The organism is Streptomyces sp. SDT5-1, assembly GCF_052245995.1.
GTDB lineage: Bacteria > Actinomycetota > Actinomycetes > Streptomycetales > Streptomycetaceae > Streptomyces.
Genome location: NZ_CM125963.1, coordinates 7,809,938 through 7,832,443 on the forward strand (window position 1 = coordinate 7,809,938; position 22,506 = coordinate 7,832,443).

Genomic DNA, 22,506 nt, shown 5'->3' on the forward strand with positions numbered 1-22,506 from the left:
ACGACGAACGAGTCGCTGCTGCTTCCGGGACATGTGCATCATCCTGTGGGTCCGCGCGGACCCGGTCAAGGATTTCCTAGTAATTCGGTAGGGAAAGTGGGGAAGGTCTCGCATGCTGAGAAGCGAGAGCCTCGCGGCGAGGGCCCCGCTCACCGGTCCCCGCCGACCGCGGGGCGTGCGTCGGCGGCCGTGACCCGCCGCAACCAGACGCGTGCCGCCCCGAATTGGTCGCGCAGCCGCCGCAGCGGCGTCGGCGGCAGCGCCCGCGCATCGCCGCGCGCGTAGTGCCGCTCGACGTAGTACTGGCCCACGCCGAGCACGCTCGTCACCGCGATGTACCAGAGCGTGGCGACCATCAGGAGCGGGATGACCTGGTACGTCTGGTTGTAGATCAGCTGCGCCGAGTACAGCAGGTCGTGCACCGCGAGCACGCTCACGATGCTCGTGCCCTTCAGGGTGCCGATCAGCATGTTCCCCGCCGTCGGCACGATCGAGCGCATCGCCTGCGGCACCACGATCCGGCGCAGCGTGCGGCGCCTGCTCAGGCCGAGTGCCTGCGCGGCCCGCGCCTGCCCCGGATCGACCGACAGGATGCCGCCGCGCACCACCTCGGCCGCGTACGCCGTCTCGTGCAGCGTCAGGCCGATCAGGGCGGTCAGCGTCGGGCCCAGCAGGTTCACCGTCTTGACCGTCACGAACTGCGGGCCGAACGGGATGCCGAGGCCGAGCGTCGGGTACAGCGTGCCGATGTTGAACCAGAACAGCAGCTGCACCAGGAGCGGCGTCGACCGGAAGATCCACACGTACCCCCAACTCAGCGTGCGGAGCACCGGGTTGGCGGAGAGCCGCATGGTGGCCAGGACCGTGCCGAGCAGGAAGCCGAGTGTCATCACCGCCGCGGTCAGCCACACGGTGAGCAGCAGCCCGTCGAGCACGGCGGACGTCGTGAAGTAGTGGCCCACCACGCTCCACTGGAAGGCGTCGTTGCGGACCACGGAGTTGAGCACCATCGCGAAGACGAGCAGCGCGACGGCGGCCGAGGCCCAGCGGCCGGGATGCCGGCGCGGCACGATCCGGGTGGTGGAGGCGGTGGGCGCCCGATCGTCGGGCGATGCGGCGGGGGACGGTTCGACGTAGGACGACGTCGTGGTCATCGAAGGCTCTCCGGAGGAGGGAGGCGCGGGCGCGGCGGGGCGCCCCGCGGCACAGGCGGGAAGGCGTGCACGGAGGTGGCGTCGTCACATGTGCCGCGTCCCTCAACGCGGCCGGAGCGGTCCCGCGCGAGGCGCGGCCGGTCCACCACCGATCGTAGGCGCCCGCGCCGTCGATGTGTCAACACGGCCCGGACGGACGCGAATCGAGCGGGCCGGCATGCGGGCGCGGCTTGACGTGACCGGAGAAGTCCTGCTCAATTGTCCGCATGACTGCCCAGCGCCTGGTCTCGCGTGACCACATCGACTTCGGTCGGGTGTGGTCCGCGGCGTGTCCCGCCTGACGCGGCAGCGGGCCGTCCGACCGGCCCTTCCCTCCCTCGGTGACCCCGTCGCGGGCCGAGCTCTTTCCTGACGCGCGCTGCCACGCCACTTCTTCGATTTCTGCCACGACCCCCGTGCGTGACACCACGCCCGGCGTCGTCACACCCGTCTGCCCCGACCCGTCGCCCCGCGGGCGCCGCGCGCTGCCCGCACACCCGAAAGGCCCCCGACCCGTGAACCTGCCCGGGACCAGAACCCGACCGCTCGTCGCCGCCCTCGCCCTGCTGCCGCTGCTCGGCCTGACCGCCTGCGGCTCCGGTGACACCGGCGGGGCGTCCGGGACCGGCGCGCAGGCCGCCGCGGCGCCGAGCGGCAACCCCGTCTCCGCCGCCCACAAGGTGGACTCCGCCGCCGCCCTGCTCCCCGCCGACGTCCGCAAGAAGGGCACCCTGCGCATCGGCACGTCCACCGGCGGGCCGCCCGCCGCGTATTACCCGAACGGCACCGGCAAGGCGCCGCAGGGCCAGGACATCGACCTCGCCGACGCGGCGGCCAAGGTGCTCGGCATCAGACTCCAGCGCCAGGACGCCTCGTTCGAGACGATCCTGCCCGCCCTGGAGAGCGGCAAGTACGACCTCGGCACCGGCAACTTCGGTGTCACCGGCGAGCGCCTCAAGACCATCGACTTCGTCACCTACATCAACGACGGCCAGGGCTTCTCGGTCAAGACGGGTGACACCTCGTTCGGCAAGAAGATCACCGACCTGACGCAGCTGTGCGGCCGGAACATCGGGGTCGGCGCCGGCACCACCTTCGAGGCCACCCTCGACGCGGAGAAGGCGCGCTGCACCAAGGCCGGCAAGAAGCCGTACGACGTGCAGGTCTTCTCCGACAACGGCGCCACCCTCACCGCCCTCCAGCAGGGCCGCATCGACGTCATCATGTCGACCATCAACGGCCTGCGCCACCAGGCGAGCAAGACCGCGTCGCACACCACGTTCCTCGGCGAGTTCCACCGGCTCGACGTCGGCTTCGCGTTCAAGAAGGGCTCCCCGCTCACCAAGGCGTTCCGGGCCGCCGTCAACGAGCTGATCAAGGACGGCACGTACGGCCGGATCCTCAGGAAGTGGGGCACCTCCGCGTCCGCGATCGACACCTCGCGCATCAACCCGCCCGAGCACACCTGACGGAGTGCGGGGAGCCGGTGCCGGCTCCCCGCACCCACCGTGCGCGGCTACTTCACGACGACCTCGCTCACGACCGGAGCGGCCGACCCGTCGTCCCATGCCAGTCGCGCCGCGTCCGCGCGCGCACCCGCAGGTGCGGACAGCGTCGTGACGGACCCGGCGAGCGCGCCGAGCGGCCGCCACACACCGTCGACCCGCAGCTCCACGCGGGCCTTCGCCGCGGTCGAGGCATCGGGGCGCAGTACCGTCACCGACGACACCGCGCGCGGCGCCGGATACGTCACCGCGAGCGCGTCATCCGACGCGGGCGCGGCGGCCGCGCGGTAGGCCGTCTCGGGTACACCGTCCGCCGCAGCGGCCAGGCTGCTGCCCTCGGCCGCCGCGGGGCCACCGCTCACCGTCGGACGGTCCGTGCGGACCACCGTGAACTCGCGGACGACCAGCCAGTTCGGCTGCTCGGCCGTCGAGCGGGCGCGCACGTACCGGGCCGTCGCGCCGCTCGGCGCGTCGGCCGTCCAGGTCGCCCTGCCGCTGAACTCGGCGCCCAGCGCGTGCCACGTGCTGCCGTCCGACGAGTACTCGATGACACCCTTGTGCAGATAGTCGTCGGTGCTGCCGGGCTTGCCCATGGCGACCGTCACCGAGCCGAGCGGCTGCTCGTCGCCCAGGTCCACGCCGACGCTCTCGCCGCTCTTGGGCGCGCGGCTGCTCCAGAAGTACGTGGAGTCGTCGCCGTCGGTCATCCGGTCAGGGGTGTTGCCGTTGTAGACCGGCAGACCGGTCGTGCCGGTCGGCTGCGGCGGCAGGCCCAGCGCCTTGTTGGAGGCGTCCCGCACCTTCGCGAAGAACGGCTCGAGCACACCCTCGCCGACGACCACCGGAACCTTGGTGCCGTTCAGGTCGGTGTACCGGTACGACTTCGCCTTCGCGACCAGCTCCGGCAGCTGCTGGCGCAGTGTCCAGGCGGCGGCGGTGTGTCCCGCGCGCTGCTCCTCCAGCATCCGCACCGCCGCGATCCCGGCCCTGCCCCACGCCCCGGTGGAGTCGAGCCACGGTCCGGCGTCCTCGACGAAGCCCTTCTCGGTGCCGCCGCGGATCGTCGCGGGCGCGTCCCGCAGCGCCGCGAACGCCGCCGTCAGCCGGGCCGCCGGGACGGAACCTTCCCAGTACCCCTTGATCAGCTTCGACAGGTCCGGTGCCTCGACGGAGTCCATCCGCGAGCTGTGGCTGAGGTCGGTGAACGCCAGCAGCGCCCGTGTCACCTTCGCGTCGCCGCCGGCCGCCTCGGCGACGGCGGCGCGGTAGGAGGCGTCGGGGTCGTACGCCGCGTCGTTCCACGTGTAGTCCGCGACGGTGTGCAGTGCGAGCTTCGACGCGTACGGCTGGATCATCGGGTTGGCGGTGATCCCGGCCAGCTCCTCGGCGAGGCCCTTCTCGCGTCCGGTGAACGGGCCGAGGAAGAGCCGCCCGGTCGCGAAGTCGTTGACCGGATAGTTGTCCCACGTGAGGATCTCGTGCCCGAACACCGCCTTGGCGCGCCGCGCCTGAGCCACCGTCATGGTCGGCGCCACGACACCCTCGCCGGTCCACTCGACGAGCACATCCTTGTCGAGCTGCCCGGAGAGCGCCGTCTTGTACGGCGTGGACGTGGTGTTGTAGTACTCCGTCGGCACCATCTGGAGCGGCAGCGCGCCTTCGTGCGTCTTGATGAACTGCTGGTTCACGCGGTTGAGCAGATACGCCTGCGCCTGCCCGGCCGCGCCGCCACCGGTGCCCCACTTCGCCTTGTCGGCGTCGCAGTTCCAGTCGGTGTAGCTGATGTCGTCCAGCGGCACCGCGAACTGCCGCACGCCGATGTCCCACAGCGTCTGGAACTTGTCGGTGAGCGCCTTCAGGTCCTCGTCCGAGCTGTAGCAGACGCTCAGACCGGGGGAGAGGGCGTAGGTGAACTCGACGTGGTTCGCCCGCGCCCGGTCCACCAACTCCCCGATCTGGTCGAGCTGTTCGGCCGGGTACGGGTCGCGCCACTTGGCGCGCAGATACGGGTCGTCCTTCGGCGAGTACACGTAGATGTTCATCTTGTGCGCGCCGTAGTAGTCGAGCTGGTCGAGGCGCGCCTCGTGCGACCACGGAGTGCCGTAGAAGCCCTCGATGACACCGCGCACGGGTGTCGCGGGCCAGTCGCGCACGGCCAGGCCGCGCACCGTGGCACCGGGGGCCGTGCGGTGCGGCAGCACCTGGCGCAGCGACTGCGCAGCGTAGTACGTGCCGGTGGGGTCGGCGCCCGACAGGACGATGCGGCCCGCGCCCTTGCCGCCCAGGGCGAGCACGTACCCCTCGTCGGCGAGCCCGTCCGGGCCCTCGGTGCCGAGGGAGTCGAGCGCTCCTGCCGACGCCGGATTCTCGGAAGGGCCTCCGACGAACACGGTGAGCGAACCGGTGCCGGAGGGCGCCTTCCGGCTCGTGGTGACCCGCTGCGCACCGGCCGCCTTGAGCGCGGCGGCGGTGACCTTCACGGCCGCCGGATCGGACTTCGCGCCGGTCACGAGGGTGACGTCGGGAGTGATGGCGACCCGGTCGCCGCGCTGCCGCTCGCTGTGGGGAGTCGGGGTGATGGTGGACGGGGTCCCGTCCTCGCCGTCGGCGGCGGCCGGCCCCGGCGCGAACGTGAGGGGAGCGGCGGCCAGCGCGGCCACGGCGAGCACGGCGACGAGCGACGTCCTGCGGGATCTGTGCTTCGGGCGGAACATACGTGAACCTCCACGGTAGGCACATGCTCTAGCGGACTAGACCACTTCGCTGATGCGCTGTCAATGTTGCGCGAAGAGGCGGCAGTTCAAGCAGTTTCACGCATGTCGGCGGTGTCCGGGTCACGGCGTGACGGCATGCTCCGTGAAGTGGCCGCATGTGCGGAAGCCCAGGCGGCGGTAGACGGGCTCGCCGTCGGACGATGCCTGGAGGACGGCGACGCGGGCGCCCCGGGTGCGGGCCGCGTGGAGGGCCGCGTGGGTGATGGCGCTGCCGTAGCCGCGTCCGCGGTGGGCGGTGAGCGTGGCGATGTTGTAGATCCCGGCGACGCCGGCGTGGTGGAACACCTCGGCGGAGCAGACCGGGCGGCCGTCCACGTAGCCGACGAGGTAATGGGCCGGGCAGTCGGCGGCCAGGGCCCCCGGAGCGGCGTGGGCGAAGAAGCGGCGGACGGTCTCGGCGGGCGGGTCCCAGTTCGCGGCGAGCACGGTGGCGTAGTCGGCGAGCCGGTCGGGTGTCGTGACCGTACGGGTGGTCAGGCCCTCGACGGGGGCCGGCGGCGAGGTGTCGTCGAGCGTGGTCCACATCGCCGTCTCGGTCTCCGACTCAGGGAGGCCGGCCGCGGTCAGGCGTGCGCCGAGGTCCGTGGGTGTCGAGGCGGGGCCCACCCACCACGAGAAGGGGCGGCCGGTGCGGGTGAGGGCCCGGACCGTCTCGGCGATCCGTGTCGGGGCCGCGGCGTCGGCGAAGCGGGCCCGGGCGGCGATGTTGAAGGTGTCGTCGGACAGGCCGCTGTCGGCGATCAGGAGGTCGGGCTCCTCGGTGACGCTCGCGCCCGCCATGGCGCGGTGCAGGTGGCAGGCGTGCTCGGCCAGGTTCCGCTCCATCCTGTCCTGTACGTCGGCTTCGTCGAGGGGAAGTGTGCTCATGGTGTCCGAGCCAAACACGAGCCGACGGCCGGCGCACATCAATTCGGCCGGGGCCCGGCGATGCCGAGCGCCGCACCGAGCACCAACAGCCCTTGTGACGTACGCGGGTTGACCCCGGTGAGAGTGTCCACCCGGGACAGGCGGTTGTCGATCGTGTTCGGGTGGACGTGGAGCTGTTGCGCGGTCCCGCGCCGGTTGAAGTCGTTCGCGAAGTAGGCGCCGAGGGTCGTCAGGAGGTCCGGTTCGGTGGCCAGCCGCTCGACCAGAGAGCGCAGGTGGGGGACCGCCTCGCTGTCGTGGCGCAGGTGGTACGCGAACAGGTGGTCGTCGAGGACGGCGATCTCGCCGGGCGCCTCGGCCAGCGGGAGGAGGCGGCGGGCCTGCGCGGCGGCCGCCGGGATCGCGGCGAGGTCATGGGCGTCCGCGAAACCGGCGGACATGTCGACGCCCGTCGTCCGCGCGATCCGGGGCAGCGCGTCGCGCGCCGCGTCTAGGACGGGGGAGGGGCGGTCGGACGGCGCGGGGACGAGGACGAGGCCGCCGTCCGCGTCGAGCGCCGTGAGCAGGTCCGCGTCGACGGCCGTCTCGCCCAGCGCGCGCACCAGTTCCTCCGTGATCCGGTGCACCTTGCGGCGCCCCGCGAGCCGCCGCCCCAGCGCGTCACCGATGGACTCGGTCGCCTCCGGGGCGAACCGGAGCGCCAGCACCCCGTACGACCCGGCGAGCCGGATGCCGAAGCGCACGGCGGACTCGGCGGCCTGCTCGCCCGCCACCAGCGCCCGCACCGTGGCCCGCCTGGCCTCCCGTTCCTCGCCGCGCGCCGCCTGGAACTCCTGCTGGTGCGCGTCGAGCGCCGCCCGTGTGACATGACGCAGCCAGCGCAGCAGCACCGCAGCCGCCTCCGGCGGCAGTTCACCGTCGGCGACCTGCGTCAGCTCGTGCCACAGCTCCTCCGCGCTCAGGTGGTACGCCTCCATGAAGTCGACCGCGGGCAGCCCCTCCGCGCCCCGCGCGTGGGCCCGTTCGCGGAACAGGCGCAGCTCCTCGTCCCTGGGCTCGCGCAGTTCCCGGGCCATCCGCACGTAGAGCCGTGCGCCCTCCCGGCAGGTGTGCGCCATGTGGCGGCCCAGGTGCTCCGTGACGACGCCCTGATAGTGCGGCGAACCGTCCACGTACCGGCGCATGGTGCGCTCCACCGTCGCGGGTATCCGCCGCTCCAGCCTGTCCCACAGTCCTTGTGACATGTCACAGCACGCTAGCCGAAATCTTGGTGACCAAGCGCTTACTCCCGGTGGTTCGCGTCGGCACAGTGGAGCCGTCCACGGGGGTCCGAGCCAGGGAGTTGACCGTTGGTGCCCGATGTCGTGCGGTGCGAGCCGCTGTTCCGCCCCAAGTCCGTCGCCGTGGTGGGTGTGTCGGCGTCCCAGGAGCTGTCCTGGGGGCGCATCACGGTCAAGCGGCTGCTGTCCGGCGGGTACGAGGGCGAGATCTTCGCCGTCACCCGAGGCGAGCTGACCCTGCAAGGCGTACGGACCGCCGGCTCGCTCGCCGAGATCGGGCACGGCCCCGACCTCGTCGTCCTCGCCACGCCCGCCGCGACCGTACCGGGGCTCCTGCGCGAGGCCCGCGAGGCGGGCGCGGGCGCCGCGATCGTCTACGCCTCCGGGTTCGCCGAGGAGGGCGACGAGGCGCTCCAGGACGAACTGCGCGCCGCCGCGGGCGACATGCCTGTGCTCGGCCCCAACTGCCTCGGCCTCGTGAGCCGCCCGGCCGGTGTGCAGGTCTCCACCACCGTGTTCCTCGACCGCGAGCGGGCCGAGCCGGGCCCCGTCGCCGTCGTCACCCAGAGCGGCGCCGTCGGCTTCGTCCTCGCCGACCTCCTGGAACAGGCGGGGCTCGGCTACTCGTACTACGCCAGCGTCGGCAACGAGGCCTGCCTGTCCGTCGGCGAACTCGGCACCCATCTCCTCGCGCAGCCCGACATCGAGGTCCTCGTCCTGTACCTGGAGGGTGTCCGCGACGCCGCCGCCCTGCGCGAACTCGGCCGCACCGCCCGCCGCTCGGGCAAGTCCGTCGTCGCGCTCACCGTCGGCCGCAGCGCCGCCGGACGCCGCGCCGCCCTCTCCCACACCGCCGCCGTCGCGGGCGACCATCTGCTGCTCGCCTCCCTGTGCCGACAGGAGGGCATCCACCTGGTGACCGACGACGACCAGCTCGTGGACGCCGTGCTGTGCGCACGCCGCGGCGTCACGCTGCCGCCCGCGCCGCGGCTCGCCGTCCTCACCATGTCCGGCGGCGCCGGCGGCGTGCTCGCCGACAACCTCACCGCGATGGGCGTCCGCGTCCCACCCCTGTCGGCGGACACCCGGCGCAGGCTCGCCGAGATCGGCGGCGTCGAGGCCACCGACGCCAACCCCGTCGACCTCGGCGGCAACCTGTTCCGCTGGATGGACCGCGTCGAGGACCTCCTCGGCGTGCTCGACGACGACCCCGAACTCGACGGCGTCGTCCTGTACTTGACGTTCGGCGACCTGTTCCCCGACGCGTACCACCGGCTCGCGCGCGCCGCGAAGGCGATGCGGACGCCGGCCTGGTTCGTGTGGGCGTGCGCCCCCGCCGGTGAGCTCGGGCGCCTCGGCATGCCGGAGACGGTGCTCGGCAGTATCGGGGCGTTCCTGCGCAGGATGCGTGTGCTCGTCCCGGACGGCGCCCCCGCGAAGCACGAGCCGAACCGATCCTCCGAAGCCCCGCCGCGGGGTGTGTGGTCCGAGCTGCGGTCCGCGCCACTGATCGACGCCGCGGGCATCCCCCACGTACCGACCGTGTCCGCCGCGGCCCCGGACGCCCTCGTCGCCGAGGTCCGGCGCACCGGCTGGAGCGGACCGTACGTCCTCAAGGGCGACGCCGCCGACGTCCCGCACCGAGCCCGCCACGGCCTCGTACGTGTCGGAGTCGCCTACGAGCAACTGGACAGGCAAGCCAACGAGTTGGCGGCGATCCTCCACGAGGTGTCCGGAGACCCCGAGCGCCGTCTGGTGGCGCAGCCCCTCCAGGAGCACACCGCCGAACTGGCCCTCGGCGCCACCCACGACCCCGTCTACGGCACCGCCCTGCTGCTCGGCGCGGGCGGCGACCGCGCCGAGGACCCCACCGCGCCGCGCCGCGGACTCCTGCTCCCCGCCACCGACGAGCAGATCCGCGACCTCGCCGACTGGGCCGCCCTCGCCCTGGACGCGCCCGCCGAGGCGACCGCGCGCGCCGTCACGGCCCTGATCCGCCTGCTGGACGAGCACCCCGGCATCCGCGAGGTCGACATCAACCCGCTGTGTGTCGTCGGCGACCGCCTCGTCGCCGTCGACGCGCTCATCACCCACCCCGCCGAAGAAGGAGCACACCATGCCCGATGACCTGCTCGCATACGCCGACCGCGTGTGGCGTGGAGAGGCGAGCACCAAGGTGTACCACTCCGGAGAACTGCGCCGCGAAGGCCTGCGCGACGTCGCCGACGGCGTGTGGATGTGGCCCGCCTTCGGCAACGTCTACCTGTTCCCCACCTCCGACGGCCTGTTCTGCTTCGACACCGGCGAGAAGCGCACCGCCACCGACCTGCACGCCGCCGTCCGCGCCCGCACCGACGACCGGCTGCACACCGCCGTCTACTCCCACGGACACATCGACCACGTCTTCGGCGTCGCCCCCTTCGACACCGAGGCCGCCGAACGCGGCGCACCCCGCCCCACCGTCCTCGCCCACGAGAACACCCCGCCCCGCTTCCGCCGCTACGCCGCGACCGCCGGCTACAACGGCGTCATCAACCAACGCCAGTTCCAGCGCCCCGACTTCCGCTGGCCCACCGACTACCGCCACCCCGACGTCACCTACTCCGACCGCACCGCCCTGCGCGTGGGAGACCTCGACGTACAGCTGACGCACGCCCGCGGAGAGACCGACGACGCCACCATCGCGTGGCTGCCCGAACGCCGGATCCTGTGCTGCGGCGACTTCTTCATCTGGTCCTCGCCCAACCCCGGCAACCCGCAGAAGGTCCAGCGCTACGCCCTCGAATGGGCGCGGGCCCTGCGCTGGATGGCGGGACTCGGCGCGGAGATCCTGCTGCCGGGGCACGGCGTCCCGATCGTCGGCGCCGAGCGGATCCGCACCGCGCTCACCGACACCGCCGACTTCCTCCAGACCCTGCACGACCAGACACTCGACGCCATGAACGCCGGAGCCACCCTCGACGAGGTCGTCCACGAAGTCACCGCCCCCGCGGAACTGCTGCGCAAGCCCTACCTCAAGCCGTCCTACGACGAGCCCGAGTTCGTCGTCCGCAACCTGTGGCGGCTCTACGGCGGCTGGTACGACGGCGACCCCTCCCACCTCAAGCCGGCCCGCCGCTCCGAACTCTCCCGCGAGATCGCCCAGTTGACCGGCGGCGCCGACCGGCTCGCCGATCGCGCCCGCGAACTCCTCGCCCGCGGCGAGCACCGCCTCGCCGGCCACTTCGCCCAACTGGCCGCCGACGCCGCCCCCGACGACAAGGACGCGCACGCCGCCCGCGCCGAGGTCTTCACCGCCCTGGAGAAGGCCGCCACCTCCACGATGGCCAAGGGCGTGTACGCCTGGGCCGCCGCCGAGTCCCGCGCCGTCCTCGCGGGCGACGACCTCGAGAGCCAGCTCCGCGAACGCGCCGCGGGCCGCACCCGATGGGCGATCTGACGAAGGAGTGAAGGCGTGAACACACCACCCTCCGCACACCCCGCACCCTCGTCCGCGACGCTCGCCGACGACCCGCGGGCAGGCGCGCCCCGCCGTAACCGGCGCGCCTGGCTGGTGACCTTCCTGCTGCTGGTCTTCATGCTGATCAACTTCCTCGACAAGGCCGTCCTCGGCCTCGCCGCGAAGCCGATCATGCACGACCTGGAGCTCAGCCCCAGCGAGTACGGGCTGCTCTCCAGCGGCTTCTACTTCCTGTTCAGCATCTCGGCGGTGCTCGTCGGCTTCGCCTCCGACCGTGTGCCCACCAAGTGGCTGCTGATGGCGATGGCCGTCGTGTGGGCGCTGACCATGCTGCCGGTCCTCGCGCCCGTGGGCTTCGGCGTGCTGCTCGCCAGCCGCATCGTGCTCGGCGCCGCGGAGGGGCCCGCGAACCCGGTCGCCATGCACGCCGTGCACAAGTGGTTCCCCAACGAGCGGCGCAGCCTGCCCACCGCGCTGCTCAACGTCGGCCCCGGCATCGGCGTCGCGCTCGCCTCGCCGCTGCTCGTCGCGGTGATCGCCGCGTTCGGCTGGCGCTGGGCGTTCGTGTCCCTGTTCGCGGTCGGCGTGGTGTGGGCGGTGGCGTGGGCCATCCTCGGCAAGGAGGGGAGCGTCGCGACCTCCGGGGCGCCCGCCGCCGGGACACCGGCTCCCGACGGAATGGAAGAGCCCCGTGTCCCGTACCGCCGCATCCTGCTCAGCGGCACCTGGCTGGGCGGCTTCTTGGCGGCGTTCGCCGCGTACTGGTCGCTCGCCCTGCTCATCGCGTGGGTGCCGCCGTACCTGGAGACCGTCCTCCACTACAGCGCGCACACCACCGGCACCCTCGTCGTGCTGCCGTGGATCGCCTCGGCCGTCTTCAACCTGTCGCAGGGTGTCCTCACGCAGTGGCTGATGCGGCGCGGAGTCTCCAGCCGGATGGCGCGCGGCGTCCTCGGTGGCGTCGCGATCCTCGTCTCCGGCGTCGCCATGCTGCTGTTCCCGAACGTTCCCGGCGGCGCGCTCCAACTCGGCCTGCTCACCCTGGCGTTCAGCCTCGGCGGGATCCTCTTCGCCATCGGTGTCACGGTCACCAGCGAGATCACCCCGGCGCGGCAGCGCGGCTCCGTGCTCTCCCTCACCGTCGGGATCGTCACCACGGCCGGCCTGCTCGCGCCCTACGCCACCGGACTGATCATCGAGGCCGCCCCCGACCCGGCCGCCGGATACGGCCTCGCGTTCGGCACGGCCGGAGTCCTCATGCTGCTCGGCGGACTGCTCGCCATCGCCTTCGTACGCCCCGAACGCGACGCTCTCCGCCTGGCCCGCCCCCACCCGTGAAGCCCGAAGGAGCGTCGCCCGTGCTCACCACGAAACCCGAAGACAACCCGCTGCTCGGCTCCCGCGAGGTGCACACCGTCGCGCCCGGCGTCCGGACCCTCGGCCTCCAGGGCAACAGCCTCGCCGTCGAGACCGACCAGGGCCTCCTGGTCGTCGACTCGGGCCCCGCACCCGCCGTCGTCCCCGAGGCCCTCGACCGGCTGCGGGAACACACCGACCAGCCTGTCCGCTGGATCGTCTACAGCCACGGACACCTCGGCTACAACTACGGCGTGCCCGGCTTCCTCGACGCCGCCGCCGAACGCGGACACCCCCGCCCGACCGTCGTCGCGCACGAGAACGTGGTGCGCCGCTACCGGCGATACCTGGAGACCGCCGGGCTCCAGAACCACATCAACACCCGCCAGTTCCGCCGCCGTTCCGAGGCGTTCCCCGCCGTCCCGCCGCTGACCTTCCCCGACACCACGTACCGCGAATCCCTCACGCTCGGCAGCACGGGCCGCACGGTGCGACTCCTGTGGGCGCCGTCGGAGACCGACGACGTGACCGCCGTGTGGCTGCCCGAGGAGCGGATCCTGTACGGCAGCGCCGCCGTCATCAACGGCATACCGAACATCGGCACCCCGATGCGCACCATGCGGGACACCGTCCGCTGGGCCGACACCCTCGACCGGCTCGCCGCGCTCGAACCCGCCGTAGTGATACCGGAGTTCGGCCCCGTCATCCGTGAGGGCGGCGCCGAACAGCTCACCGCCACCGCGGCCGCCCTGCGCTGGCTGCGCGCCGCCGTCGTCGAGCGGCTCAACGAGGGGCGGTGCGCGGACGACATCGTGCACGACCTCGACTACCCGCCCGAGCTGTTCGACGTGCCGTGGATGCGGGAGACGTACGGCCACCGCGAGTACATCGTCCGTGACATCGTGCGCTCCGAGACCGGCTGGTGGGACGGGAACCCGACGACCCTGCACCCGTCCCGCCCCGCCGACGCGGCGGTCGCCCGCGCCGACGCCGTCACCGACAAACAGGCCGTCCTCGACCACGCGGCCCGCCTGCGCGACGCGGGCCGGGTCCAGGAGGCCCTGCACGTCGTCGACCTCCTGGCCCTGGCCCCCGGCGACACCCCCGAGATCGAGGCGGCCCGCACCCTCAAGCGCGAGCTGTGCGCGCTACGGGCGAAGGACGCCACCAGCTACGTCTCCCGCAGCTTCTACCGTACGGCGGACTGACTGGCCGTCACTCAGCCGAGCGTGACCCGCACTTGGACGGGAAGGTGGTCGCTCGGGTACTGGCCGTCCTTCTCGTACGTGTTGATGGCCGCCGAGTGCACGGTCACGCCCGGCGTCGCGAGGATCCAGTCGATACGGTCGCCGTCCGGGACCAGCGGCTTGTACCCGTGGAACGTCGCGTACAGCCTGCTGCGCTCGGCGGCCGCGTCCCACGTGTCCTTCAGGCCGGTGGCGAGGAGCTGGTCGTAGACGGGGTTGCCGTGCGCGGCCACGTTGAAGTCGCCGGTCATCAGCAGCGGCAGGGAGGTGTCGAGCCCCGCGATCCGGGAGGCGATCAGCTCCGCCGACTTCACCCGTGACACCTGCACCTGGTGGTCGAAGTGGGTGTTCAGGACGTAGAACTCCCGGCCCCCTTCGGTGAGATCGGCGAACCGCACCCAGGTCGCCATCCGGATCACCGAGTTGCCCCAGGTCTTCGAGCCGATCAGCTCAGGGGTGTCGGAGAGCCAGAAGTGGTCGTACGCGACCGGGCGCAGCCGCCGCGTGTCGTAGAAGACGGTGGCGAACTCGTCGCGACTGCCGCCCGCTCTGCCGGTGCCGATCCAGGCGTAGTGCTCGCCCAGGTCGGCGTGGATGTCCTGGAGCTGCTGGTACAGGCCCTCCTGGGTGCCGATGACGTGCGGACGCTCCGTGCGCAGCAGCGCGCGCATCACCGGGCGGCGCTCGGCCCACGAGTTGGGCGGGGTGTCGGAGGCGTAGCGCAGGTTGAACGTCATGACGTGCAGGCGGCCGCCGCGGTCGGCGGTCGCGGCGCGGGCGGGGCTCGCGGCGGTGGTCGTCAGCGCCGCGGCGGCGGGCAGCGCGGCGGCCACGGCGGCCACCGCGCGCAGTCCGTGGCGCCGTGTGATCCGGAGGTGCTCGGTCATGGTTCCTCCCGGTGCGTTCGAGTACGGGCAGGCCCTACGGTGGCGCCTCAGGGTGAGGTGCGGGTGAACGTACGGCGGCGCCGGGGTCCATGGTGCGCCGCGGAGCTCAGGGGTGGAACCGCCACCGGCCTTCGGAGACGACGTCCACCTTGTCGTCCCTGACGCGGACGGCCGACTCGTCGTCGAGGAAGTAGAGCGGGAAGTCTGCGCGGGCGACGATGCGGTCGGCCCAGGCGTCGTCGCGCTCGGGGAAGTCCGGCGAGTCCAGATGCGGCTTGAGGTACCAGTCGTGGAGGCCGAACGGCGGCCGGAGGGGCGTCGCGCCGAGCACGTGCAGGTCGGCTGCGTCCCCGATGACGTCGGCCGAGTGCTCGTCGAGGTGGCGGCTGAAGATCATCGAACCGGCGCTGAACCCTACGTAGACCCGGCTCTCCAGGGCCTCCAGGAAGCCGGTGGCCAGGCCGTTCCCCGTGATGCTGCGGGCGAGGTGGTAATGGTTGCCGCCCGCGACATGAATCACGTCGGCGTGCAGCAACCGGTCGAGCACAAGCTGTGGCGGCAGGCCGTTCAGCTCCAGGATGTCGAACTCCCGCCAGCCCAGGGCGTGCACGCGGTTCATGTCGGCGAGGGACCAGCCGTGGTCACCGGGCTCGGCGACCGACGCCGTGGGGACGTACACGACGTTCGCCGATCCGAACGGTTTGCCCAGCATGTCCCGCAGTGCGTCCCGCTGCGTGTCGTTGCGCACTCCGGCCGCCGTCAACAGAAGATTCATCCGGCGAGCCTACTCGGGCGGCGAACGACGTGGCGGGCGGCACGGACACGCCCGTACCGCCCGCCACCGACGCGCAACGACTAGCAGTCACGCACCGGATCGGTCTCGCTGATGATGTCGGTGTCCTTCATGAATCCGAGCCTGCCGTTGTCCGCGACGGTCATCAGCCACCGCGTCGGATGCGGACCGCCGACCCAGTCCTGACCGTCCATCTTGCAGTAGAACCAGCTCGGGTTGGAGTTCATGTACCCGACCACGGTGTTCGGGTCCGGGTAGATGTGGTTGTTGCCGATGGTGCCGTACACCGGAGCGCCGACGACGTTGTCGCACCAGTGCCGGTTGCCGTCCGGCCGGCAGCCGTCGGCGGCCGAGGCCGAAGGTGCGAGGGTCACGACGGCACCCGCGGCGAGTGCGACCGCGCCGAGCGCCGATGCCAGCTTCCTGAACATACAACTCCCCATGTTGTGGCCTCTGGTGAGGCGACGAACGTTGTTGTTGTCGGGCCGCCCTGGTCAGGGGCGGCCACAGCGGAAGACGGCCCTCGCCGCGCCCGCGGTTGCCGCGGTCACACGGTCTTCACTCGTACGGCGGTCAGTAGATGTTCGCCGCCACCTCGGCCCCCTCCTCCCGCCCCGCGTTGATCTGCGCGCGCAGGGCGATCTCGTCGTAGACGCGGACCTCCTTGACGATGCGTCCGTTCTGGACGAGGAACTGGGAGACGCCGAGCACGGTCACCGGCTTGCCCGTGAGGGGGCCGAAGGCGGGGATGCCGCGGTAGGTGCCGTGCATGGTCCAGGTGACCGCCACGCGCAGGCCCGCGTAGCGCTCGGCGTAGTGGGTCTGGACGTCGCGCACGGCGAAGCGGGCGTCGGGGAACGGGCCGACCATGTCGAGCAGATCGGCCTGGTAGCGCTCAGGACGGATGACCGTCCGGTCGCCGATGGTGTGCAGGAAGAGGTCGCGGGCCATGAAGTCGTTGACCTTGTTCAGCTCGCGCTGCGACCAGACACGGTCGATGAACTCGAGGACCATCTCGCACTCGGGGCGGAAGTCGTCGGGACGCGGCCCGCTGACGCCCTCCACGAGGACGTCCTTGGGCGGCTCCTCGGTCATCGACCCGGTGTACCCCTGGAACGTGAGACCGCGCGCGGCCTCGTCCGGGTCGATGCCGAGCTGGAGGCAGTCCGCCAGGTCGTCGCGGACCACCCACTCCTCGACCATGCGGCCGCGCCGGTACAGACAGTTGGCGACCGTGCGCTTGCGGACGCGGATGTTGCGGCCGTCCACCAGGTGCTCGTCGGCGGAGAAGACGAGGTGGGAGCTGAGGAAGGCGTCGTCGCCGCGGGCCTCCCACACCACGTCCTCGGCCTGGCCGATGTGGCCCGGCACGGCCGCCATCCGCATCGTGCTGCCCTCGATGACACCGTCGCGGCCCACCACGGTGCCGAGGCTGGCGTGCACGATCGAGTCCGGCTCGTAGTTGTCGACGATGTGGGCGATGTCGCGCTCGACCCAGATGCGGTCGGTGACCTCGCGGATGAACTCGTCGGGGTCGTTGTAGGGCTGGTACGCGACGGGGTCCAGGGCCATGGTGCTGTTTCCGTTCCGGTGAGATGGGGCTGATGTGGCTGGTGTGGTCGTGGCGAGGGCGTGCGTGAATGCGTATGTATGCAGGTGTGTCAGGCGGGTGTGAGTGTCTCCTTCCGCGGGAACTTGTCCGCGCCCAGCTGGCTCCGGTACGTCTCCGTCATGAAGGCCGTCACGACGACCAGGGCCACGACGGCGCCGACGGCCAGGTAGGCCCACACGGCGTAGATGGTGTCGAAGGTGTCGACCAGCAACGTCGCCACGAACGGCGTGATCCCCATGAAGATGGAGAACGAGCTGTTGTACGCGATGGCGCTGGCGCTGAACCGCGTACGGGTGGAGAACAGCTCGGCGGCGCAGACGGTGACGATGCCCGTGAGGAAGAACTCCGGTACGAGATAGATGAGTTGGCTGACGATCGCCGCGCCGAAGGTGCCGGCCTCGCCGACCCAGAAGGCGAGCGGGACCAGGACGATGCAGGCCGCGGCGCCGGTGATGAGCATCGGCTTGCGCCCGATGCGGTCCGACAGCATGCCGGCCAGCGGCAGTGTCGGGATGAGCACGGCGATCGAGATCGCGTTGGAGGCCAGGCCCATCCAGCGCGGCAGGCCCAGCGTGTTCGTCAGGTACTGCGGATAGAACGTGACCCACGTGTACGACAGGATCGCGCACATGATGCTGATGCCGCAGAACACGAGGATCGGCCGCCACTGCGAGCGCAGCGCCTCCCGCACCGGGGACTTGACGACGTCCGTGCCGTCCTCGGTGGCCCGCACGAACTCCGGGCTCTCCGAGATGCGGCTGCGCATCCACAGGCCGACCAGGCTGAGCGGGATCGCCAGCAGGAACGGCATCCGCCAGCCCCACGAGTCGAGCGCGGGCCCCTCGAACACCCAGCTGGTCAGCGCGGCGACCCCGGCGCCCGCGAGGGTGCCGACGAAGCAGCTGTTGGAGGCGTACGAGGTGTAGTAGGCGCGCCGCTTGGGCTCGGCCCACTCGACGATGAAGGCCACGGCTCCGACGTACTCGCCGCCGGACACCGTCCCCTGCACCACGCGGAGCGCGAGCAACAGCAGCGGCGCCAGGATGCCGACCTGGTGGTACGTCGGCAGCACCGCGACGAGCGCGGTGGACGCGCCCATGGCCACCAGGGTCCACAGCAGCGTCTTCCTGCGGCCCACCCGGTCGCCCCAGCGGCCGAGCAGGGTGCCACCGAGCGGCCTGACCAGGCATGCGATGGCGATGATGGCGTACGTTCCGAGGACGGCCACGGTCTTGTCGCTCTCCGGGAAGAACGCCGGGGCCATGATCGGGGCCATGTAGCCGTACAGGCCGTAGTCGAACTGCTCGACGAAATTACCGATGCTGCCCGCGCCGATGGCTCGGCGGATCGCGCTCCGCTTCGCCGCCTCCTCCGAGGCGGCTGCGGGTGCGGTGCGGGGTGGCGCTGCAGAGGACATGGCTGCTCCGATCGCGCGGTGGATGAGGGGAGTCCCGAACCGAACGGGGAAGGCGGGACGGGGATGCTGACGCGTACGCACGATGTGATGCATACGTATGAACGAGGGGGGCGAGGGTGAACGCTAAGGTTCCCGGGGTGGAGCGTCAAGGGGTGCGGCAACGTCGGTGCCGCGGTGTTCTCAGGGCCGGGTGGGCCCGGCAAGGGTGCGCATGGTGTCCATCAGTACCTGGGCCATGTTGAAGACGGTCATGCGGGTCCCTGACTCCTCCGCGGCGCGCGCCGCTTCGAGGGTGGGGACGATCGTCATGACCGTGCGTCCGGCCTCCGAGGTCGCCTTGTGCGCCCGCTCGACCAGGCCGTTCACGAGGTCGGGGCCGGGGAAACCACAGTCCGCCGCGAGGTCGGCGGGGCCCACCAGGACGGCGTCGACGCCCTCGGTGCCGGCGATCTCGTCTGCGGCCGCGCACGCGCGCTCCGTCTCGATCATCGCCACCACCAACGTCTCCCGGGACGCGGCCACATGCTCGGCCGCGCTCACCGTCCCGAACCGTCCGGACCTGCTGTACGTCGCGAAGCCGCGCTCGCCCCAGGGCGGATAGTGGCTCGCGGCGACCACCCGCCGGGCGTCCGCCGCGCTGTCCACGTGCGGGTGGACGAGGCCGGCGGCGCCCAGGTCCAGGGCGCGCAGTGCCAAGGCGGGTTCGGCCGTGCCGATGCGTACGAGGACGTCGACGCCGTGCACCTGCGCCGCCATGATGTGCTGCTGGAGCAGTGCCGTGTCGGCGGGCCCGTGTTCGCAGTCGATGAGCACGTAGTCGAGGCCGGCGACCCCGGCCATCTCCACGAGCGTCTCCGAGGGCAGCCGCAGGAGCGCGCCGCGCAGCGTCTCCCCGTCCGCCAGGCGCTGCTTGAGGCTCCGGTGCCCTGTACGAGGAACCGTCATCGGGCCACCATCCCCGCCGACAGGTCGATGTCGGCGCCGCACATGCCGCGCATCCGCAGCATCGCGGTCACCGCGTCGCCGACCTCCTCCTCGGTCACCATCCGCCCGAGCGCGGCACGTGACACGAACGCCTTCTCGGCCTCCGCGTAGCTGCTGCCGGTGCGTTCGGCCTCCAGGCGGAAGTTGCGCTCCATCCGGGGCCCGGAGACGGGTCCGGGGGAGAGGGAGTTGACCGTGACACCCTGCGGGCCGACCTCGCCCGCCAGCGTTGTGGTCAGGCCGATGACCGCCATCTTCGACGCGCAGTACGGGGTGCGCCGCAGCAGCGGACGCTTCCCGGACACCGACGCGACGTTGATGACATCACCGGATCCGCGGCGTGTCATCGCCGGGAGGAAAGCGCGGCACATCAGGAACACGCCGCGCACGTTCACGTCGAAGACCTCGTCCCAGTCGGCGGGCTCGATGTCGGTGAGCGGTGCGACCGGGCCCGCGATGCCCGCGTTGTTGACCAGGATCGAGATCTCCTCGTCCGCGAGCGCCGCGGCGAGCGCCTCGACGTCGGCGGGCCGTGACACGTCGCAGACGTGCGGGACCACGTCGGGGCCGAGCGCGTCCGCGGTCCGTTTCAGGGTGTCCACGTCGCGGCCCGTGATCACGACGCGGGCGCCTTCGGCCAGCAGGGACCGGGTGATGGCCCGGCCGAGTCCGCTGCCACCACCCGTGACGAGCGCGGTCCGCCCGGCCAATGGTGTTCGGGTGCGGTCGGTCGTCATGCGCCGGCCTCCTGGGTGTGTGTCGGTGTCATGAGGTCTGGGAGTTCAAGAAATCGAGGCACCACGGCTCTCCTCGGGTGGCTTCGCGGGCTGGGGTGTACGGGCGCCGGCCGCCGCGACGAGGTCGCGCAGCGCCGCGCTCACGGCGTCCGGGCGCTGCCAGGGCAGGAGATGCCCGGCGTCCGGGAGTTCGTGCGTACGGGACCGGGGCAGGGCCTCGGCGATGGCGTGGTGGAAGGCGGGCGGGCAGAGCGTGTCCCGGCCGCCCGCCAGGACGGTCGCGGGGCAGCGCGCGGACCGCAGCGCCCCGAACGCGTCCCGGCGCGTGGTCTGCGCGGCGAGCTGGGCGCGCGCCGCGTCCGGGCCCACGGCGTGCGCCATCCGGCGGTAGCGCTCGGCGTCGGCCGGGGACGGGCTGCGGTCGGGGAACATGTCGGGCAGCGTCCGCTCGACCACCTCCGCGAACCGCCCTGCCGTCACAAGCCCGTCCAACTCCCGCCAGGCGGCGTACTGTTCGGGCCGCGGTGCGCCGGCGTTCGTCGCCATCACGCACAACCCGGCGACCCGCTCCGGCGCCCGCCGCAGCACCTCGAACCCGACGATGCCACCGAGACTGAGCCCGACGAGCACGAACGGCCCGCACACCGCCGCCAGCACATCCTCCGCGAGCGCCCCGATGTCCGCCCGCTGCAGCGCGACGTGGTGCACGGGGTGCCCCTCGGGAAAGTCGACGTCGGCCCACAGATCCGCGTCGCAGAGCATGCCGGGGACGACGACCAACGGGAGCGGACCGCTGGGGGTGGCCGGGGCGCCGCTCACGGATGGAGCGTCGGTCGTGGACAGGGTGCCGCTCACCGGCGGCGCACCGCTCGTGGACAGTGCGTCGCCTGCCGACGGTGTGTGCCTCATTGACGGTGCGCTGCCTGAGGGCGGCGCCTGGCCCGCCGACGGCGCATCGCTCACCGGTGGCACCTTGCTCGCTGCTGGTGCGTCGTTCCTCGGCGGCGCGTTTCTCGCCGACGCTGCACCGCTGACCGATGGCCTGCCGCTCGCCGACGGCACGTCGCTCTTCGACGGCACACCGCCCACCGGCGGCGCCCCGCTCACCGGTCGGTCGCCGGCCCCCGGCGACACTCCGGTCACCAGCGCCGCGCCGAGCGGGGCAGCAGGGCGTACGGGGCGACGTAACCGTTGTGGTCGAGGCCCAGGCCCGCGTCGGCGGCGGCCTTGAGGACCTCTTCGTCCCACTCCAGGCGGACCCGCCCGTCGCCGGAGTTGACCACGAGCAGGTCGCCCTCCTCGTCGCCGACGTTGCGCAGCGACCGCCAGGCGTCCTGCGGCACCGACAGCATGTCGCGCGGGCCGAGGCGGACCGACACCGGGTCCGTGCGGTTGAGGGTGACCTCCCACTCGCCGTCCTTGACGATGAGCGTCTGGGTCTCGTGCTGGCGGTGCTGCGAGACACCCTCGCCCGGCTCGGCGCGCAGCCACGCCACGTTGTGGCCGTGCGGGTTGAAGACGCGCGGCTCCTGGTGCGGGTCCTCCGTCATGCCATAGCCGATGACGCAGCTGAGGCGCGCGCCGCCGCCGGGCAGGGAGCTGTCGATGAACGGGTGCTCGGACCAGACGAGGTCGTCCGCCGAGGCGACCCGCCGCCGCATCTCGTCCGCGCTGTAGTGGCGCAGCCGCTCGATGTGCTCCTGCGCCATCGGCGTGACCCGCTCGGACTCGGGCGGGAGGGTGTCTCCCGCCACCGTGTCGACGAGCTGGTTGTCCGCGGTGAGGTACAGGCCGTGCCGCGCCGCCTCGCGCAGCACCGAGGGACCCCAGATGATGCCTCCGGTGTCGTCCATGCCGAGCACGGTGAACAGCCAGCCGTCGTCGGGACCCGTGTTGGTGAAGCCGCGGAAGATCCAGGTGGGCACGGACACGATGTCGCCCGCCCTGAGTGGGAGTTCGCCCTCGGTGCCCTCGGCGCCCCACCGCAGCAGGTACTCGCCGGCCGTGCAGACGAACACCTCGGCGGTGTAGTGCAGGTGCAGATTGTTGGTGATGCCGTGCGGCATGGCGGCGGCGCCGATGTTGTAGCCGTGCGGAAGGCGCAGGTTGACGTGCTGACCGGAGGACTGCGAGACGCCGGGCCCGATCATGGCGTAGTTCTCCTTCCGGTCGGAGCCCGGCGTGCGGCAGTCGATGAAGGCCTGGTTGCAGGAGACGAAGTCACTGCGCCGGACGGTGCGGCGCTCCAGCTCGGGGGTGGACACGACGACATCGGGCATGGGGGCTCCCAGGGAAAGCTCGTGAGGCTCTGAAAAGCTCGTGACGAGGGATGGAATACGTATGTATTGCCATGACAGGCTCCATGTGTGTGTCCTGTCAAGAGGGATGTTCGGG

At 71.9% G+C, this 22,506-nt stretch carries 18 protein-coding genes; 5 read left to right on the forward strand and 13 right to left on the reverse strand.

All coding sequences use genetic code 11. The features are described 5' to 3' along the window. Positions 1-149: 149 nt before the first annotated feature. Complete coding sequence (locus tag ACTWJ8_RS36005; protein ID WP_443261693.1) at positions 150-1,154, reverse strand: amino acid ABC transporter permease; 1,005 nt, start codon at positions 1,152-1,154, stop codon at positions 150-152. A 554-nt stretch (positions 1,155-1,708) separates the two neighbouring features. Between ACTWJ8_RS36005 and ACTWJ8_RS36010 the strand changes: the two genes are divergently transcribed. Next, positions 1,709-2,662 (forward strand): ABC transporter substrate-binding protein, encoded by a 954-nt coding sequence (locus ACTWJ8_RS36010; protein ID WP_443265102.1) that lies wholly within the window; start codon positions 1,709-1,711, stop codon positions 2,660-2,662. A gap of 47 nt (positions 2,663-2,709) precedes the next feature. Here the strand turns inward: ACTWJ8_RS36010 and ACTWJ8_RS36015 are convergent, their stop codons facing one another. The 3 genes from ACTWJ8_RS36015 to ACTWJ8_RS36025 form a co-directional block, all read right to left on the reverse strand. Beyond that, entirely contained in the window at positions 2,710-5,412 is a 2,703-nt protein-coding gene (locus ACTWJ8_RS36015) for a beta-N-acetylglucosaminidase domain-containing protein (RefSeq protein ID WP_443261694.1), read from the reverse strand. A 120-nt stretch (positions 5,413-5,532) separates the two neighbouring features. Further along, entirely contained in the window at positions 5,533-6,297 is a 765-nt protein-coding gene (locus ACTWJ8_RS36020; protein WP_443265104.1) for a GNAT family N-acetyltransferase, read from the reverse strand. An 80-nt stretch (positions 6,298-6,377) separates the two neighbouring features. Further along, positions 6,378-7,583 carry a PucR family transcriptional regulator gene (locus ACTWJ8_RS36025; RefSeq protein ID WP_443261696.1) on the reverse strand — a complete coding sequence of 402 codons (1,206 nt, stop codon included), beginning with the start codon at positions 7,581-7,583 and terminating at the stop codon, positions 6,378-6,380. Positions 7,584-7,691: 108 nt separating this feature from the next. Here ACTWJ8_RS36025 and ACTWJ8_RS36030 point away from each other — a divergent pair, with 108 nt between their 5' ends. Genes ACTWJ8_RS36030 through ACTWJ8_RS36045 form a run of 4 tightly spaced genes read left to right on the forward strand, consistent with a single transcriptional unit; the run spans position 7,692 to position 13,643 of the window. Beyond that, entirely contained in the window at positions 7,692-9,746 is a 2,055-nt protein-coding gene (locus ACTWJ8_RS36030; RefSeq protein WP_443261697.1) for an acetate--CoA ligase family protein, read from the forward strand. Next, positions 9,736-11,058: an alkyl sulfatase dimerization domain-containing protein gene (locus ACTWJ8_RS36035; protein WP_356373022.1), complete on the forward strand. Its 1,323-nt coding sequence runs from the start codon at positions 9,736-9,738 to the stop codon at positions 11,056-11,058. The genes ACTWJ8_RS36030 and ACTWJ8_RS36035 overlap by 11 nt, the downstream gene beginning before the upstream one ends. Before the next feature lie 15 nt (positions 11,059-11,073). Then, positions 11,074-12,417 carry an MFS transporter gene (locus tag ACTWJ8_RS36040; protein ID WP_443261698.1) on the forward strand — a complete coding sequence of 448 codons (1,344 nt, stop codon included), beginning with the start codon at positions 11,074-11,076 and terminating at the stop codon, positions 12,415-12,417. A 20-nt stretch (positions 12,418-12,437) separates the two neighbouring features. Next, complete coding sequence (locus ACTWJ8_RS36045) at positions 12,438-13,643, forward strand: alkyl sulfatase dimerization domain-containing protein (RefSeq protein WP_443261699.1); 1,206 nt, start codon at positions 12,438-12,440, stop codon at positions 13,641-13,643. Between the two features lie 11 nt (positions 13,644-13,654). Here the strand turns inward: ACTWJ8_RS36045 and ACTWJ8_RS36050 are convergent, their stop codons facing one another. The 9 genes from ACTWJ8_RS36050 to ACTWJ8_RS36090 form a co-directional block, all read right to left on the reverse strand. Then, the gene (locus ACTWJ8_RS36050) at positions 13,655-14,569 is read right to left on the reverse strand and encodes an endonuclease/exonuclease/phosphatase family protein (RefSeq protein WP_443261700.1); all 915 of its coding nucleotides are present in this window, start codon (positions 14,567-14,569) and stop codon (positions 13,655-13,657) included. A gap of 106 nt (positions 14,570-14,675) precedes the next feature. Next, entirely contained in the window at positions 14,676-15,344 is a 669-nt protein-coding gene (locus tag ACTWJ8_RS36055; RefSeq protein ID WP_443261701.1) for a Type 1 glutamine amidotransferase-like domain-containing protein, read from the reverse strand. A gap of 80 nt (positions 15,345-15,424) precedes the next feature. Beyond that, positions 15,425-15,793, reverse strand: coding sequence for a hypothetical protein (locus ACTWJ8_RS36060; RefSeq protein WP_356373017.1), 369 nt, complete (start codon positions 15,791-15,793; stop codon positions 15,425-15,427). Between the two features lie 142 nt (positions 15,794-15,935). Then, positions 15,936-16,934 carry an ester cyclase gene (locus ACTWJ8_RS36065; RefSeq protein ID WP_443261702.1) on the reverse strand — a complete coding sequence of 333 codons (999 nt, stop codon included), beginning with the start codon at positions 16,932-16,934 and terminating at the stop codon, positions 15,936-15,938. Positions 16,935-17,023: 89 nt separating this feature from the next. Beyond that, entirely contained in the window at positions 17,024-18,391 is a 1,368-nt protein-coding gene (locus tag ACTWJ8_RS36070; protein WP_443261703.1) for an MFS transporter, read from the reverse strand. Between the two features lie 180 nt (positions 18,392-18,571). Continuing rightward, positions 18,572-19,336 (reverse strand): HpcH/HpaI aldolase family protein, encoded by a 765-nt coding sequence (locus tag ACTWJ8_RS36075; protein WP_443261704.1) that lies wholly within the window; start codon positions 19,334-19,336, stop codon positions 18,572-18,574. Then, on the reverse strand, positions 19,333-20,112 hold the full coding sequence (locus ACTWJ8_RS36080; RefSeq protein WP_443261705.1) for an SDR family NAD(P)-dependent oxidoreductase: 780 nt from the start codon (positions 20,110-20,112) through the stop codon (positions 19,333-19,335). Before ACTWJ8_RS36080 ends, ACTWJ8_RS36075 begins: the two co-directional genes overlap by 4 nt. A 45-nt stretch (positions 20,113-20,157) precedes the next feature. Next, complete coding sequence (locus ACTWJ8_RS36085) at positions 20,158-20,931, reverse strand: alpha/beta fold hydrolase (RefSeq protein WP_443261706.1); 774 nt, start codon at positions 20,929-20,931, stop codon at positions 20,158-20,160. A gap of 320 nt (positions 20,932-21,251) precedes the next feature. Further along, positions 21,252-22,391 carry a cupin domain-containing protein gene (locus ACTWJ8_RS36090; protein WP_443261707.1) on the reverse strand — a complete coding sequence of 380 codons (1,140 nt, stop codon included), beginning with the start codon at positions 22,389-22,391 and terminating at the stop codon, positions 21,252-21,254. Between the last annotated feature and the right edge of the window lie 115 nt (positions 22,392-22,506).